General features: G+C 39.5%; 16 protein-coding genes and 1 tRNA gene. 7 read left to right on the top strand and 10 right to left on the bottom strand.

The window, feature by feature from the left end:
• Positions 1 to 18 precede the first annotated feature (18 nt).
• Complete coding sequence (gene rpoN / locus NE257_RS02475; protein ID WP_251854312.1) at positions 19 to 1,338, bottom strand: RNA polymerase factor sigma-54; 1,320 nt, start codon at positions 1,336 to 1,338, stop codon at positions 19 to 21.
• Between the two features lie 50 nt (positions 1,339 to 1,388).
• Here rpoN and NE257_RS02470 point away from each other — a divergent pair.
• A tRNA-Arg gene (locus NE257_RS02470) sits at positions 1,389 to 1,460 on the top strand.
• Positions 1,461 to 1,575: 115 nt separating this feature from the next.
• On the opposite strand, the gene rpoE is transcribed toward NE257_RS02470, so the two are convergent.
• Both rpoE and NE257_RS02460 read right to left on the bottom strand, forming a co-directional pair.
• Positions 1,576 to 2,178 (bottom strand): DNA-directed RNA polymerase subunit delta, encoded by a 603-nt coding sequence (gene rpoE / locus NE257_RS02465; protein ID WP_251851323.1) that lies wholly within the window; start codon positions 2,176 to 2,178, stop codon positions 1,576 to 1,578.
• Positions 2,179 to 2,262: 84 nt separating this feature from the next.
• Positions 2,263 to 2,700 carry a YwiB family protein gene (locus NE257_RS02460; protein ID WP_251854311.1) on the bottom strand — a complete coding sequence of 146 codons (438 nt, stop codon included), beginning with the start codon at positions 2,698 to 2,700 and terminating at the stop codon, positions 2,263 to 2,265.
• Between the two features lie 146 nt (positions 2,701 to 2,846).
• Here NE257_RS02460 and NE257_RS02455 point away from each other — a divergent pair, with 146 nt between their 5' ends.
• The 3 genes from NE257_RS02455 to yidA are packed head-to-tail and all read left to right on the top strand — an operon-like array spanning position 2,847 to position 5,834.
• Positions 2,847 to 3,668, top strand: a complete 822-nt coding sequence (locus NE257_RS02455; protein ID WP_251885736.1) for a lipoate--protein ligase family protein — start codon at positions 2,847 to 2,849, stop codon at positions 3,666 to 3,668.
• Positions 3,652 to 5,010: an HD domain-containing protein gene (locus NE257_RS02450; RefSeq protein WP_007208701.1), complete on the top strand. Its 1,359-nt coding sequence runs from the start codon at positions 3,652 to 3,654 to the stop codon at positions 5,008 to 5,010. The genes NE257_RS02455 and NE257_RS02450 overlap by 17 nt, the downstream gene beginning before the upstream one ends.
• Positions 5,011 to 5,024: 14 nt before the next feature.
• A complete protein-coding gene (gene yidA / locus NE257_RS02445; RefSeq protein WP_251885735.1) occupies positions 5,025 to 5,834 on the top strand; it encodes a sugar-phosphatase in 810 nt (269 codons plus the stop codon).
• Positions 5,835 to 5,994: 160 nt separating this feature from the next.
• On the opposite strand, the gene NE257_RS02440 is transcribed toward yidA, so the two are convergent.
• Positions 5,995 to 6,438, bottom strand: a complete 444-nt coding sequence (locus NE257_RS02440) for an NUDIX hydrolase (protein WP_007208704.1) — start codon at positions 6,436 to 6,438, stop codon at positions 5,995 to 5,997.
• 133 nt (positions 6,439 to 6,571) lie between these two features.
• Here NE257_RS02440 and gloA point away from each other — a divergent pair, with 133 nt between their 5' ends.
• A complete protein-coding gene (gene gloA, locus NE257_RS02435) occupies positions 6,572 to 6,946 on the top strand; it encodes a lactoylglutathione lyase (RefSeq protein ID WP_007208705.1) in 375 nt (124 codons plus the stop codon).
• 103 nt (positions 6,947 to 7,049) lie between these two features.
• The gene (locus NE257_RS02430) at positions 7,050 to 7,769 is read left to right on the top strand and encodes a gamma-glutamyl-gamma-aminobutyrate hydrolase family protein (protein ID WP_007208706.1); all 720 of its coding nucleotides are present in this window, start codon (positions 7,050 to 7,052) and stop codon (positions 7,767 to 7,769) included.
• Between the two features lie 168 nt (positions 7,770 to 7,937).
• Here NE257_RS02430 and uvrC read toward each other — a convergent pair whose 3' ends face one another.
• From uvrC to NE257_RS02400, 6 genes are all read right to left on the bottom strand, one after another.
• Positions 7,938 to 9,734 (bottom strand): excinuclease ABC subunit UvrC, encoded by a 1,797-nt coding sequence (gene uvrC / locus NE257_RS02425; RefSeq protein WP_251870233.1) that lies wholly within the window; start codon positions 9,732 to 9,734, stop codon positions 7,938 to 7,940.
• A 146-nt stretch (positions 9,735 to 9,880) separates the two neighbouring features.
• Entirely contained in the window at positions 9,881 to 10,195 is a 315-nt protein-coding gene (gene trxA / locus NE257_RS02420; RefSeq protein WP_251885734.1) for a thioredoxin, read from the bottom strand.
• An 84-nt stretch (positions 10,196 to 10,279) separates the two neighbouring features.
• Positions 10,280 to 12,643: an endonuclease MutS2 gene (locus tag NE257_RS02415; RefSeq protein ID WP_251885733.1), complete on the bottom strand. Its 2,364-nt coding sequence runs from the start codon at positions 12,641 to 12,643 to the stop codon at positions 10,280 to 10,282.
• 123 nt (positions 12,644 to 12,766) lie between these two features.
• Positions 12,767 to 13,315: a CvpA family protein gene (locus tag NE257_RS02410; RefSeq protein WP_251851316.1), complete on the bottom strand. Its 549-nt coding sequence runs from the start codon at positions 13,313 to 13,315 to the stop codon at positions 12,767 to 12,769.
• Positions 13,316 to 13,331: 16 nt separating this feature from the next.
• The gene (locus NE257_RS02405; protein ID WP_251851315.1) at positions 13,332 to 13,772 is read right to left on the bottom strand and encodes a cell division protein ZapA; all 441 of its coding nucleotides are present in this window, start codon (positions 13,770 to 13,772) and stop codon (positions 13,332 to 13,334) included.
• A gap of 107 nt (positions 13,773 to 13,879) precedes the next feature.
• Positions 13,880 to 14,824, bottom strand: coding sequence for a glycosyltransferase family 2 protein (locus tag NE257_RS02400; RefSeq protein ID WP_251885732.1), 945 nt, complete (start codon positions 14,822 to 14,824; stop codon positions 13,880 to 13,882).
• Between the two features lie 123 nt (positions 14,825 to 14,947).
• Here NE257_RS02400 and NE257_RS02395 point away from each other — a divergent pair, with 123 nt between their 5' ends.
• The gene (locus tag NE257_RS02395; RefSeq protein WP_251885731.1) at positions 14,948 to 16,060 is read left to right on the top strand and encodes an NAD(P)/FAD-dependent oxidoreductase; all 1,113 of its coding nucleotides are present in this window, start codon (positions 14,948 to 14,950) and stop codon (positions 16,058 to 16,060) included.
• Positions 16,061 to 16,127: the final 67 nt, after the last annotated feature.

Raw genomic sequence — 16,127 nt, 5'->3', positions numbered from 1 at the left:
ATGAAGTGTTTAAAAATTTTAATCAAAACGTTTTCTTTTAGAGGAGCCTAAAATACCTAATTCTTCACGATACTTCGCAACCGTCCTCCTAGAAAGATTGATTCCTACACTCTTCATTAGCTCTACTACCTTTTGATCAGATAGTGGCTTCCTTTTATCCTCATTACGAATAAACTGAACAAGATGCTCTTTTGCTTGTTGTGTAGATATCGCTTCACCACTTTCACTTGCAAGTTTTGCGACAAAAAAATGCTTTAATTCAAAAATACCAAAACTTGTTTCAAGATATTTATGATTTACTGACCGACTCACAGTTGATTCGTGAATCGCTAACTCATCAGCAATTTCTTTTAGGGTTAGTGGCCTCAACGGATGTGTTTCTTCTAAGAAAAAAGCCTTTTGATGACGTACAATACATTCTCCAACACGCAAAATTGTATTGCCTCTTTGATCAATTGTTTTTTTCAGCCATTCGTAGTTTTGTTTTTTTTCTTTTAAAAATTTTTTGACATCCAGATCCGTCGTCTCCTTGAATTGATCAAAATACTCTTCATTTAACTTTAATGGTGGCTGAATGGAGCGCGTAGATTTTAACACAATCTCATTTCCCACGATATCGACTTTTAAATCGGGAATAATGTATAATCCCTCGTCCTTTTGAAAGAATCCTCCTGGCGCTGGTGATAAAGTCTGAATATAGTCAAAAACCTTTTGGACATCTTCTAGCGTTACCTCCAACTGCTTACTAATCTCAAGCCATTTTCTTTCAACTAATTGATCAAAATAGCTTTCAAGAATTATATAAGCAATGGACGGTGCATAGTTATCTCGCTCTGTTTGAAGCATGAGACATTCTTGTAAATTTCTCGCACCTACTCCGGCTGGATCCAGTTGTTGAATTAAAGTCAACGCATCCAACAATTCAATATAGCTTTTTTGAAGTTCATCACTAATGTCATGCAAAGATGTTCGTAAAAATCCATCATTGTCCAAATAGCTGATTAATGTTATGACTATTTTTCTCAATGGTGTGTCGCGGTAATTCAAATGAACTTGTGCTAACAAATATTCAAAAAAAGAATGGTGCGTATCGGCTATTTGACCAAAATTTGTCTCTACCGGTGTTGAGGTGTTTCCCAATGTATTTTTTCGGGCTAATCCATTGTAGTATTGGCTATTTAATTCAATTAATGGGTTTTCAAGAGTTTGCTGATTAATAAATTCAAAAAGTTCTTCACCACTAAATTGCAAAACTTTAAGTGACTGCTGTAACTGCTGTGTCAGCGCTAGTTGTTGCACCTGGCGTTGCTTCTGGGAAAGTTGCTGTTCAAATTTCATGTTTACCCCCTTGTTTTTTTCAAAATATTCGTTATACTAATTAAGTGCTTGCACCCTTAGTGTAGTGGATATCACACAAGATTCCGGTTCTTGAGACAGGGGTTCGATTCCCTTAGGGTGCGTAGTGTCATCTGTAATAGCTTACAACAGATTGTTCTAGAACTCAATCTGGATTGGCTAATGATTTTCGATAAAAAAACACCCAGCTCAAATTGAGCTAGGTGTTTTTTGTTTAGACTATTCTTCATCGTCTTCGTAAAGTTCTTCGTCGTCTTCATCGTCTTCGATAATTGTTAAGTCTTCTTCGATATTTTCAGGAACTTGTTCCTCATCGTCTTCTGATGCATCTGCTCCAATTTCTTGTAAATCAGAGTTGTATGCCGAAATTTCTTCATCGTCATCATCATCATCTTCAAATAAATCATCGTCGTCATCTGACAAATCTGCATCTTCTGGATCATCATCATTGTAATCAATTGCATCATCATCACCATTAATAAAGGCGTTGACTTTTTTACGCTTTCTACGACGTGGCGCATCTTCATCATCTTCATCTAAGCCATGGTTTAATTCTTCATCAATTGAATCAATTGCATACCAAGATCTTAGTCCCCAACGGTTGTCGCCTAAAGAAATGAAACTTCCATCAATATTCAAATCTGTATAAAACTGAGCCAAAGAATCACGAATTTCACCATCCGATTTTCCAAGGTAGGTTTGAATCTGATTGACTAAATCTGAAAAGTCCATCACATCACCACGTTGTTCTAAAATCGCATGCGCCACTTCTATCATGGATAATTCGCTCTTATCTTTGCCTTCAAATACATTAATTTCCAATCGGGACACGTCCTTTCAAAGTCTACGTCTAATCATACAAAAACCGAGGCAAAAAAGCAATTTTTTCTTTCATTATTTCAAAAATTACGCTGTAAATGTTAAGGAAAGTGAGTATTCTCCTATTTTTTTCTCAGCCATATATAAATCGTACGAAAGCGAAACTGCTCCCGCGATGGGCTTATCTGTCAGGCTAACGTGCAAATCATGGGTATGGGTACTAAAAAATAGCATACCAAATGGTGCTTTATATTGGCTCTCATTTCTTTCCTTATAAGTAAATTTCAAACGCAAACGCATTTCACCCGCGCGAATTAATTGTATGCTGCCATCCGGAAGTATTTTAATTGTGACCGGAATTTCTTCGGTCGAATCCGTTGCTTCCTCTTTGTAACGAATATATAATGTATCGCCAATTTTTACAATCTGGCCAGCCACATCAAAGACAAAGTCCTGACGTGTTCCTTCTTGTACTGTGACAGTCTCTAAATGGATAGCAATTGGTAATGCTTGTGTTAAATCCACAAATGTTCCTCCTTTAACTTACTAGCTCCATTGTTCATTTTTTTTGCTGTTTTGTCAATTTATCTACAATTTCAATCGGCTCCTTCCTTTTCACCCAAATTATCGTATATAATAAGTACAGAATACTTATGAGGAGAGATAATTATATGACTGTGTATCTTTTTGATCAAAGTGCTTCTCAGTCCATGACTTCTTTTTCACCCTTTGCCATCACTGATGTCTTTACGCAAGAGGCTGGTGAAACAAAAAATGCGTTTCTACATTTTTGGCAACTTGATCGTACGCTGATTCTAGGAATGAAAGACATGCGTGTCCCTTATTTGCAAAAAGGCTTACAATCTGTAATCCATTCAGGTTACCAGCCAATTGTTCGCAATGCTGGTGGGCTAGCCGTCATTGCTGATGAAGGCGTACTTAATATTTCATATATATTTCCAAAAAGTGAGCAACTTCGGCTGACAGATGAGGCATACCAGGTGATGTATCAGCTCACGAAAGAAGCGTTACCTGAGTTAGTGATTGAAGCATTTGAAATTAGTGATTCTTATTGTCCAGGAACGTTTGATTTATCTGTCAATGGCAAAAAAATAGCTGGCATTGCTCAGCGGCGTGTCAAAAATGGCATTGCAGTGATGATGTATTTAAGTGTCAATGGCGAGCAACAGCGTCGTGGTGAGCTTGTCCGAGCTTTCTACCAAAGTGGACTTCAAGAGCAGTTCGGCCAAGATGGTTATCCATCTGTCAATCCGGATAGTATGACAACTTTAAGCCAATTACTCAATACTGAGATGACTGTTGATCAAGTGAAAGGCCGTTTTGTCGCCTTGTTTGATGACCCTACAGTCATTTCATCGCTATCCGATTGGCTAGATCAGAGAGCGTCGGCAGACTTATATCGCACCAAAGAAAATAGTATGATTGATCGCAACGATCAAATAAAGGAGCTATTACATGACAACAGCCTATAAGCAACAGATGCTTCCCATTGAGAAGGTGTTTCGTGATCCGGTTCATAATTATATTCATGTGCAACATCAAGTGATTTTGGATCTGATTAATTCTCGAGAAGTCCAACGCTTACGTAGAATCCATCAGCTTGGTACATCTTCATTTACCTTTCATGGAGCAGAGCACACTCGCTTCTCGCACTCTTTGGGTGTTTATGAAATTGCGCGTAGAATTTGCGACATTTTCGAGCGAAATTTTTCAATCAAAAAAATGGGAGCAGCCGGTTGGGATGATTCTGAACGATTGGTAGTCTTGTGTGCTGCGCTCTTACATGACATTGGGCATGGGGCTTACTCTCATACCTTTGAACACATTTTTCAAACCAACCATGAAGCCATTACGGTAGATATCATTACCTCTCCTACTACGGAAGTGTACCAAATTTTGAACCGGGTAGAAGAAGGTTTTCCAGAAAAGGTAGCTAGCGTTATCACCAAACAATATCCAAATCCACAAGTAGTTCAAATGATCTCTAGTCAAATTGACGCCGATCGTATGGATTATTTATTGCGTGATGCCTACTTTACAGGTACGGAATATGGAACATTTGATATTACACGAATTTTGCGCGTAGTCAGACCCTATAATGATGGCATCTGCTTCGCAATGAACGGGATGCACGCAGTGGAAGATTACATAGTGAGTCGCTACCAAATGTACGTGCAAGTATATTTCCATCCTAGCTCGCGCGGAATGGAAGTCGTCTTACAACATTTATTAAATCGTGCCAAAGAATTGTATCCAGAAAACCAAGAGTGGTTCGAACGTCATTCCGAATTAATCGTTCCCTTTTTAAATGACGAATTCAAATTAGAAGATTACGTCCGCTTAGATGATGGCGTCTTGAATACCTATTTCAATCACTGGACCGATTCTTCTGATGCAATTTTAAGTGATTTGGCGAATCGATTCCTGAATCGAAAACCACTGAAATCAGCAAGTTTCCAGCCTGAGATTGATGAGCAGCTGATTCAACTTTTAAGAAAAGATGTCAAAAAAGTCGGCTACAATGACGAGTATTATACAGCTATTAATTCTAGTTTTGATTTGCCTTATGATTTTTACCGACCAAAATCAAACAAGCACCGTACTCAAATTGAGCTACAACAAAAAGATGGTAGCTTAGTAGAATTATCAAAAGTCAGTCCGCTTGTGGCTGCACTAGCTGGCCAGACGCAAGGTGACAACCGTTTTTATTTCCCTAGAGAAATGATTCATAACCAGCAACAAACAAACTACAATTTATTCAGCGAAACCTATGAGTCATTTCTTTCTCATATTCATAACGGTCACTTGCAATAGAAAGGAAAAGACAAATGACAATAAAACTAATCGCAATCAACATTGATGGTACTCTCTTAAACAGCCATCATCAAGTAACGGAAGCTGTCAAAGAAAGCTTAAAATTGGCACAAACAAAAGGAATTAAGATTGTCCTTTGTACTGGTCGTCCCTACTTAGGTGTCGAAAAATTAATTCAAGAATTAGACTTAACAAATGAAGACGACTATGTCATCAATTTTAATGGGTCGCTCGTGTTAAACTGCAAGACAAAAGAAAAAATCTCGCTATTTGGCTTATCGCATGAAGATTACCTAGCGATTGAAGTCGAGGCAAGAAGATTAAATTGCCCATTATTGACTGAAACGGAAGAAGCTATCTACACAGCCAATCGCGACGTTAGTCCTTATACTGTGCATGAAGCGTATTTGTCAACTATGCCCTTAAAGTATCGGACACCCGAAGAAATGACCTCTGACTTGAGCATTGTCAAAATGATGCTTATTGATGAACCGGAAAAATTAAATCGAACAATCAATCACCTATCGCGAGACTTCTATGAACGGTTTACAATTGTCAAAAGCGCCCCTTTCTTCCTTGAAGTACTCAACAAAGAAGTTAGTAAAGGCTTAGCATTAAGTCGTTTGAGTGAGCATTTAGGCCTTACAGCAGATGAAGTGATGGCCATTGGTGATAATGAAAATGATGTATCGATGTTGCAATATGCAGGACTAGGTGTCGCTATGGGCAATGCGACAGCAGCTATTCAAAAGCATGCCCAACACGTGACCAAATCAAATGATGAAGATGGCGTTGCCTATGCCATCCATACTTACGCGCTATAAAGAAGTAACAATTCGTACACAATTATTTTGTGCTGCTAAACTGATTAAACCCGCATGGTAGAAGTACCAGCTACACAAAAAACTAGCCAACCCAAAGTTTTTCAAAACAACTGTTGGATTGGCTGGTCTTTTTGCTTGATGGTGACTCAGCTTTTTTTCTTTATTCATTCATCCATTTTTGCAATGCCCAACGATGGCTCCCTCTCTTTAATAAGAGCATGGCATCTTCTGGCGTAGTCCAAAGCAAATGATTCGTTTTTTCTGTAGGTTCCGCGATTTTGGACCAATGATCCACAACATAGAAAAATCCTGGGTGTTCATAATAAATATCGCGGTGACTCGAGTAAAAGTACTCGACTGCAGTACCTAAAAACTCGCCCACAAATACCTCAAAGCCAACCTCTTCTAGCATCTCTCTACGAATGGTTTCAAGATGCGTCTCGTTTGCTTCAATTTCGCCTCCAGGTAAAAAGTATGCTCCGTTTGGCGCCTGAACCAAAATGACTTCTTGTTTTTGATTACGGCTAATAACGACATAAACCCCCACTCGTTTTTTGTATTGTCTACCGTGTTCTTTCTTTCCAAAAACTGGCTCACTCTTCATATTAGACCGTCTCCTTTTACGAAAATTCTACTCGTTTTCGATTTTAAATACAAGCAGAATCTAGGCGAAATCATTTTTCATTTTCTCACACTATGTTATGATATACCTATCAAAGAAATGGAGGATGAACATTATGAAAATGGCCCATACTTGTGTTCGAGTAAAAGACTTGGATGCTTCACTTGCTTTCTATCAAAAGGCATTTAATTTTGAAGAAAGTCGCCGTAGAGATTTTCCAGATGCAAAATTTACGCTAGTCTATTTGACACTACCGGATGATGACTATGAATTAGAGTTGACGTACAATTACGACCATCCGGGTTATGATTTAGGAGATGGCTATGGTCATATTGCCATCGCGACTGAAGACGTTGCCGCTTTGCATGAAAAGCATGTAGCAGAAGGGTTTGATGTAACGGATCTGAAAGGACTACCCGGTACCCCTCCTTCTTATTACTTCATTAAAGACCCAGATGGATACAAAATTGAAGTCATTCGTGTACGCTAAAAATTATCATTGCTACGTCGAAAAATAAGGAAAACTTAGTTAGTTACTAGAGGGTGTTTCTTTCTAACTCGACTGCAGTATTGTTTTGAAAGGAACGACCACTATGAAAAAAAGAATTGGTATTATCGGAAACGAACGGTCAACATATGACGAAAAAGATCAACATACGTATTATTTTTCCTATACGCCTAGAGATTTTATTCAAGGTTTTTTACGCGCAAATAGCTTGCCAGTAATCCTACCTGTAGGAATTGTTGAGGATGCAGTCGCCTATATCGAGCAAATTGATGTATTAGTATTAGCTGGTGGTCAAGATATCGATCCAAAATACTTTCATCAAGCGCGACATCCCCTACTAGGAGAAGTCTTTGAGGCGCGCGATGAATTTGAGTTAGCATTAATCAAAGAAGCTGTGAAGCAAGGAAAATCAATTGTCGGTGTATGTAGAGGCATGCAAGTCCTTAACGTGGCTTTTGGTGGTACGTTGTATCAAGATACATCATTGACGGATTACACATTGAAACATGTCCAATCACCGATTTCTTTGGAGCATCCGACGCATGACGTGACGATCAAAGAGACAAGTTTGCTTCGTCAATTTTTACCTGAGACGTACAAAGTAAATTCGTATCATCATCAATTTGTTGATCAAGTTGCCAATCACTTTACAGTGACCGCTCATACAACTGACGGCGCTATTGAAGCCATCGAAAGTACTTATTATGGCAATACAATTATTGGTGTACAATGGCATCCGGAGCAATCCTGCCATACCCACCCACTAGATCAAGAATTTTTTAAGTACATTGTTGAAAACTTATAAAAATTGGTTCATTCGGTTGACAATGTAACTATCTGGTGGGCATCGTACTCATAAACAAAGCTGAGATAGCAGTAGATACAAGTAAAAAGCCCATGAAATCCCGAAGTTGATTCTCGTAATTTTGGCTTGCATGGGCTTTTGCTTGTAGTTACTGCTATCTCAAAATTTTTATTCTTGCTTATCTGTAGCTTTCTGTTCATGAAGTTTTTGGTAAAGAGTTTCAGCTACTGGTCTTGGAAGTCCGACTTGTTGGAGTTCCTCGATGGTCGCTTCTTCGATTTTTTTCAATGATTTAAATTGTTTGAGTAATTCTTTTTTTCGCTTTGGTCCAAGTCCGGCAATATCATCCAATCGAGAAGCAAAACTATTTTTGCTTCTAAGTTGACGATGAAAGGTAATTGCAAAGCGGTGCACTTCATCTTGGATCCGTTGCAACAGAAAAAACTCCGCTGAATTTCGTGGCAATGGAATTACTTGTAGTGGTGATCCGAATAGTAACTCGCTCGTTTTGTGCTGATCATTTTTAGCAAGACCAGCGATGGGGATGTCTAGACCTAATTGGTTATCTAAGACATCTTTGGCGACATCGACTTGGCCTTTTCCACCATCAATAATAATCAAATCAGGTAGCGGCAAATTTTCCTTTAAGACACGGGCATAGCGTCGGTAGATAACTTCACGCATAGATGCATAATCATCCGGACCAACGACGGTCTTGATTTTGTATTTCCGGTATTCTTTTTTTGCTGGTTTGCCATCTACAAAGACAACCATCGCCGAAACAGGATTGGTCCCCATAATATTGGAATTATCAAAGGCTTCGATACGGATTGGCTTAGGAATATTCATCGCTTGACCGAGCTTATCAATTGCACCAATCGTCCGCTCTTCCTTACGTTGGATTAATTCAAATTTTTCTGTCAGTGAAATCTTCGCATTCTTTCCCGCCAAATCGACTAACTTTTTCTTTTCTCCCCGTTGTGGCTGCGTAATTCTTGTCGGAACAATGGCTTTTACACTCTCCTGATCGATGTCAGCAGGAATTAATACTTCTTTTGGGATAAAATGGGCATTCTCTTGATAAAATTGGCCAATGAATGTCAAAAAATCTTCTGGTGCATCATTATAAAAAGGAAACATCGAGACATCACGTTCGATTACTTTTCCTTGTCGAATAAAGAATACTTGCACGCACATCCAGCCATTTAAAATGTCGTAACCAAAAACATCTCGATCAACAAGGTCAGTCTGTGTCATTTTTTGTCGCGTCATCACTGTCTCAATCGCCTGAATCTGGTCTCGATATTCGGCTGCCTTCTCAAATTCAAGACGCTCAGCAGCATCTTCCATCCGTTGTGTTAGCATTTTTTGAATTTGTGCATGGCCACCATTTAAAAAGCGCCGAATTTCAATTGCCATTTTCGTGTATGTCTCTTTCGGAATATCAAAGACACACGGCGCTAAGCATTGCCCCATATGGTAATACAAGCAGACATCTTTGGGTAACACTTTGCATTTTCTAAACGGAAACAGCCGGTCAAGTAATTTTTTTGTCTCATTCGCTGCACGCACATCCGGGTACGGACCAAAGTAAAAGGCTTTGTCTTTCAGTACTTTTCTCGTAATTAGTAATCTTGGATAGGCCTCATTTGTGATTTTTATAAACGGATATGAGGTATCATCTTTTAGCATAATATTATATTTAGGATTATTTTGTTGGATTAAATTAATTTCTAAGACCAACGCTTCAATATTTGATTCTGTAACAATGTATTCAAAATCGACAATTTCACTCACTAGCCGCTCTGTCTTGGTGTCATGGCTTCCAGTAAAATAGGAACGGACACGATTTTTTAAGATTTTTGCTTTTCCAACATAAATGATTGTTCCATTCTTATCCTTCATCAGATAACAGCCAGGTTGATCGGGTAATAAGGCTAGTTTATGTCGAATCTGCTCATTCATTTGCTCACCTTCTTCTTCATCAGTATACCATAATCAAAAAATCAAGAAGGGAGTGTGACACACATCCGTCACACTCCCTTAAACACAAATAGTATTACAAAAGCAACTTACACGAACTAAATGCTTTTTGTCACAACTGCAATCAATTATTGGTAGCTTTTTACCAATTCTTCTAGTTGATCTTTCGTATGAACGCCCACCACTTTTTCCACCATTTGGCCATCTTTTTTTAGAACCAATGTTGGGATACTCATAATGCCAAATGATGCCGGAGTTTCTGGGTTTTCATCAACATCCATTTTGACAATTTTCAATTCTTCTTCATCGAATTCATTTGCTAATTGCTCTAAAATCGGTGCTTGCATCCGGCAAGGGCCACACCATGTTGCCCAAAAATCAATTAATACAAGACCTTTATCTGTTTCTTCAGTAAATGTAGCATCGGTAATATTTGTTAGCATAATTAATTCCTCCATTTATTTACTACTAGTAGTATAGCATCAAGTTCTCAGAACAAAAAAATATTTGCTTATCATTTGTAAGAATTACTTAAACTGAACGATGGTTGCCCCATTGCCACCTTGGTTGGCTGGTGCGAATTCAAAGTGTTTGACACTTCGATGATTCTTTAAGTAGTTCACGATTCCTTGACGCAATGTACCAGTCCCTTTTCCATGAACGATGGTGACTTGTGGATAGTTAGCAAGAATGGCCGCATCCAAATATTGATCGACTTGGGCTAAGGCTTCCTCGTAGCGTTTTCCTCTTAGGTCAAGCTGCGGCGATACGTGTGCTGCTTGTTGGGAGCGCACAGTATGAACCGTTCGTTGCGTCGGTTGCTTTGGCGCAACGAGGGCTTCGATATCTGTGTCGTCAATGGTCATTTTTAAAATACCCATTTGGACTTGCCACTGGTGATTACCGACTTTTTTAATCAGTTCCCCTCGTTGACCATAAGAAATAACGCGGACTTCATCGCCTACTTTCAAGGACTTGGCGGCTTTCGCCTTTTTCAATACTTTATTTTTCTTCAATGCGTCTTCTTGGTGGAGACTCGCCATCTTGGTCTTCGCTGCAATCAAACGATGTTCTTTGATTGGTGTCGCTTGACCTTCCAGTTGCATTTGTCGTAATTCTTTAATAATGCGGTCAGATTTCTCCTGAGCCTCTTCAACTAGCTCATTGGCTTTTTTGCGGGCTTTTGCGAGTTCATCGTCGCGCTCTTGGTAAAATAATTCCGTCGCTTTGGTCAGCTCTTTTTGCAACTTCTCAGATTCTTGCAATTGTTGACGTAATTCCAAATATTCGGTTTCCGTCATTTTTCGTTGATTTTCTAAATCAGCAATCATTTCATTAATATCTTGGCTTTCTCCGCTCATAATTTGCTTTGCTTCCTCAATTATGGTGGTATCTAAGCCCAAGCGTTTTGAAATTTCAAAGGCATTACTGCGACCAGGTACCCCAATTAACAGCCGATACGTTGGGCTTAGGGTATCTACATCGAATTCCATCGACGCATTGATTGTCTTCGCGCGATTGTAGCCATATATTTTTAATTCTGGATAATGGGTCGTTGCCATAACATAGGATGATTTCGCTCCGACTGCATCCAAGATTGCAATGGCCAAGGCTGCCCCCTCTTGTGGATCGGTCCCCGCACCTAGCTCATCGAATAATACCAAACTTTTCTCATCAATTTTGTCTAAAATAGACACGATGTTGGTCATATGGGAAGAAAATGTCGATAAGTTCTGTTCAATAGACTGTTCGTCGCCAATATCAGCAAAAATTTCAGCGAATACGCCTATTTGGCTGCCTTCCTCTACTGGAATAGGCAATCCGGCCTGAGCCATTAGCTGCAATAAGCCAAGGGTCTTCAAAGTGATTGTCTTCCCACCTGTATTGGGGCCAGTAATCACGATAGCTTGATAGTCTTTTCCAATCATAATATCATTTGCCACAACGACTTCTTGATCAATCAATGGATGGCGAGCTTTTAGTAATTGCACTTCTCTGTCTATACTCATCGTCGGCACGATGGCTTTCATCAGTTTGCCGTAACGGGCTTTTGCATTCATGACATCAAATTGTCCTAGCACATAGGAATTATGCGCAATTTCTCTACGATGAGGAACTAGTAGTGCAGATAATTCTGAAAGAATACGCGCCACTTCATTTTTTTCTGCAATTTGCTGTTGACGCAAGCGATTGTTGAGTTCAACAATCTGCTTAGGCTCAATAAATAAAGTCTGGCCAGATGCACTTTGATCATGAACGACGCCGCCGAAAATACCTCGGTATTCTTGCTTCACTGGCAAAACATAGCGATCATTTCTCATCGTGACTAACGCATCACTCAAATACTTCGCATGGCTTCCTCGTACTAGCTGATCGAGTGCTTCTCGAATGTTTTGTTCCATACGGCGGATTCCTTGACGAATCCCTTTCAATTCAGGAGAAGCTTCATCTGTTACCCGACCATCTTCATCGACAGCACGTGTCATTTGCTTTGTTAACTCAGGTAAAACAACCAGTTGTTCTACCCAGTCATACAAGCGATGAAAGTCAATTTCGAGCTCTTGTAACTCACTAAAAAAAGCTGAGACCTGATTCGTCGAGCTTAATACTCTAGCAATTTGCGCCACTTCAAGACCATTCAGATCAGCACCGATTTCGATCCGTTTTAAGTGAGGAGCAATATTTTCTAATTTTGGAACAGGAATGCCACCACGCAATCGTAGTACATGTATGGCATCCTCGGTCTCAAAAAGACGTTCTTGAATTTTGTTTTCTTTATTTGAAGGCAAAAGGTCAGTCAATGCAATCTGGCCCTGAGCCGTAGTTAAGAATGGCTTCACTTGATTTTTTACTTGTTGAAACTCAAGTGTCTGCAATATTCTTGGATTCATTTTTTCACCTACAATCTTTGTAATAAATAATAAAGAACCGAATAACGCCCACTTTTTCCAACTATATATTGGAAAAACGAGCAATTATTCGGAACCACTCTTGCAATGTTGTCCATCATACATCTAACCTATAATATCAGTAATCCACATTTGATAATAGTAATCCGAAAGAACTGGTGTGTTTTTGAAAATGAAGTGTCCGATAGTGCCTTTGTCCATTAAATTTTGTAAAAAGTCGATCGGTATCAATGCAAGCAAAAATACGATGAAAAAGAGTAAGACATAGACCATCCCCACATTTAGTAGTCCACTAATAATCCAGTCAATCTTACCGAAAAGCTTGGTATAGCGGAGGCCTATAAAGAAGACCGCCAAAAATTTCACAACAAACCATGCAAGAATCACGAGACAAATATACGCGAACGCGGCATAAAAGGAGTGATCCAAATCAAACGACTGTTGCTGCGTAAAAAACACCATTTTCGTATCCTCAGTCACGGACATGTACGGAACATATAATTCAATTTTTTTGCCGATAGCTTCATACATGTTTTTTGCAATAAACAAACTTATGATAAAGCCAATGAGATGAATGCCTTGCAATGCAGTTCCTCTTCTTGCGCCATTGTAGAAAGCAAGTACAAACACTACCAGTAATAAAATTCCTATCATTCAACGTCCCTCGCTTTTATGTGTGTGCCGTTTTTTCTTTGATCGTGCGTTTACGCTCTTCATTTAAAATTTGTTGTGCTTCTAAATGGTTGTGAATCGTTGTATCTTTTTGACCATTTTTTTCTAGGACGGCCTTCGCTTCTTGCTCAATGGCCTCGATTCGTTTTAACTTGTTTTCTAGTTCAGTCGCCCGGATGGCAGTTTTCTTTAATTCAGCCAATTGTTGTTTTAGTACCAAAATTTCTTCTTGCTTCATCAATTGGTCTGAAATTGCATTAACCGCCATTAAGATAGCTGCCTGTTCCTTCTCCATTTGAGGGGCAAGCGCATATAGCTCCTGTAATTGATCATTGACTAATTGGGTCACCATATCCATATGCTGGGTACTTTGTGTACCAATTATGGTATACGTTTGTTGATCAATAACTGCTTTATATCGTTTCTTTTGCACCGCCATGTTTTCTTTTTCCTCCTAAACAACAATGAGATTGATACTCTCTCATCACAACTGCTTTCTATTATAATGGAAAATGTTCATTTTTAATAGTCATATCTTTTGACTTGCTAGTCCTTGTTGGGATGATTTAAATCCGTTTCTCTAATTAGATAAACTGGTCTTTTTTTCACTTCTAAGTAAATTTTCCCGATATATTGTCCTAATATGCCTATAAAAAATAGTTGTAATCCTCCTAAAAAGAGGATAATTGATACCATTGAAGGCCAACCAGAAGTCGGGTCACCGAATACGAGCGTTCGAATAACGATCACTACAATAATAAGGACTGCTAAAAAACAAGAAAAGATGCCACCCCAAGCGGCCAATTGCAAGGGCACATTTGAAAAGTCAATAATTCCTTCTAAAGAATAGCGAAAAAGACTCCAAAACGACCAAGAAGTTTCCCCAGCAACTCGTTCTTTGTTCTTATAAGTCAAATACGTGGTTTTAAAACCGACCCAACTAAAAATCCCTTTCGAAAAACGATTGTACTCACCCATCTGCAAAATCGCATCTACAACTTGGCGAGTCATTAAACGAAAGTCTCTCACGCCACTGACCATTGACGTTTTCGAAATTTTATTTATTAGCCAATAAAAGCCTTTCGCAAAGAAGCTGCGGATTGGTGGTTCGCCGTCTCTACTTTTGCGACGCGTGCCGACGCAGTCATACCCTTCTTCCGTTATAAGTCGGTACATCTCCGGTAATAGCTCTGGTGGGTCTTGTAAATCCGCATCCATCAGTGTCACAAGATCCCCTGTCGCAGCTTGTAGCCCAGCATAGATGGCCGCCTCTTTACCAAAATTTCTTGAAAAGTCAATGAAATGGACGATTGTTGGTTCTTGTTTATGCATTTTCTTTAGCTCTGACAATGTTTGGTCCGTCGATCCGTCATTAACAAAGATATATTCGGGTGTGACAGCAAGTTTCTGTAATTGCTTTTGCGTCTCTGCAAAAAATAATGGCAATGATTCTTGTTCATTATAACAAGGTATAATAATGGATAATTTCATATAGACACTCCTTTAGGTATCGCACTTGGTTTCAGTAATCTCACTAAATGATATCATTTCTTGCAACTTTTGACATCAAAATAAAAATATGGCATGATGCATACGTTAAAGGAGCGCAAAACGATGAAAAAAATTGCAATCATTGGCGGCGGTATCATTGGTACTACGGCTGCTTTTTACCTAAGTCAATTAACAAATGATCACATAACGGTTTATGATTTTCCACAAGGGCAGGCGACACGAGCAAGCGCGGGGATTATTTCACCTTGGCTATCCAAACGAAGAAATAAAAAATGGTACCAATTAGCCAAAGATGGTGCCCATTTTTATCAAAAATTAGTCGTGGATTTGTCTTTACCTGATACCATCTTTTCCAAATCAGGTGTCCTTCTTGTGCGACCTGAAGATTCACTTTCCTCACTAGAAGACTTGGCACATGAGCGGATAAAAGACGCTCCTGATATGGGAGAGATTCAACTTTTAACTGGTCAACAGACAAAGCGTTTGTTGCCAGTTCTAAAAGAAATGCCTGCTCTTTATCTGACGGGAGGCGGTCGCTTAGACGGTGCCGCCTACTTGCAACACGTCAAACAAAAAGCTACGGCCAATCAGGTCACGTTTGTCGATTCATATGCCACACTTGAAAAAGCATCAGATTTCTGGCAAGTCAAAACGGATCGTCACACGGCCACATATGATACCGTCCTATTAAGCCCAGGTCCTCACCTAAAAAAATTGTTATCACCGCTGGGTTACGATGTTGATATTCGACCCCAAAAAGGACAACTACTTTGTTTTCAAACACCCTTTAAAGACTCATCTCAATGGCCAGTTGCCATGCTTGATGGCGAGGCTGACTTCATTCCATTTGGGCACGGCAAGCTACTCGTCGGTGCGACTCACGAGAATGAGGCTGGCTGGGATTTGACACCAACTAGCGAAGCGTATCAATCTTTAGCGACTGGTATCACACCATTCATCGATGATAGGCTAACACTTGAAGACTATCCAGTAACCTATCAAGTCGGCACACGCGCCTATACAGCAGATTTTGCCCCATTTTTTGGCGCACTTGATGAAGAACCCACGCTTATCGTAGCTAGTGGGCTAGGGTCATCTGGTCTAACCACCGGACCTTATATAGGTTATTTATTGGCGCAAGCAATTGCCCAAGCTAAACCACAAATGGACCCCTATCAAAAACCTCTAACGAACTATCTAAATAAGAGGTTGTGACTAAAGCGACCAGCTCCGAGCAACAAGATCAAAAATAGCGAAAATTGCTCCTCCAATTTTTGACTAG

This window comes from Enterococcus italicus (genome assembly GCF_023743875.1).
Classification (GTDB): Bacteria; Bacillota; Bacilli; order Lactobacillales; family Enterococcaceae; genus Enterococcus_G; species Enterococcus_G italicus.
Note: the sequence above shows the minus strand (reverse complement) of the source record. Positions and strands in the feature narration are given on the sequence as shown.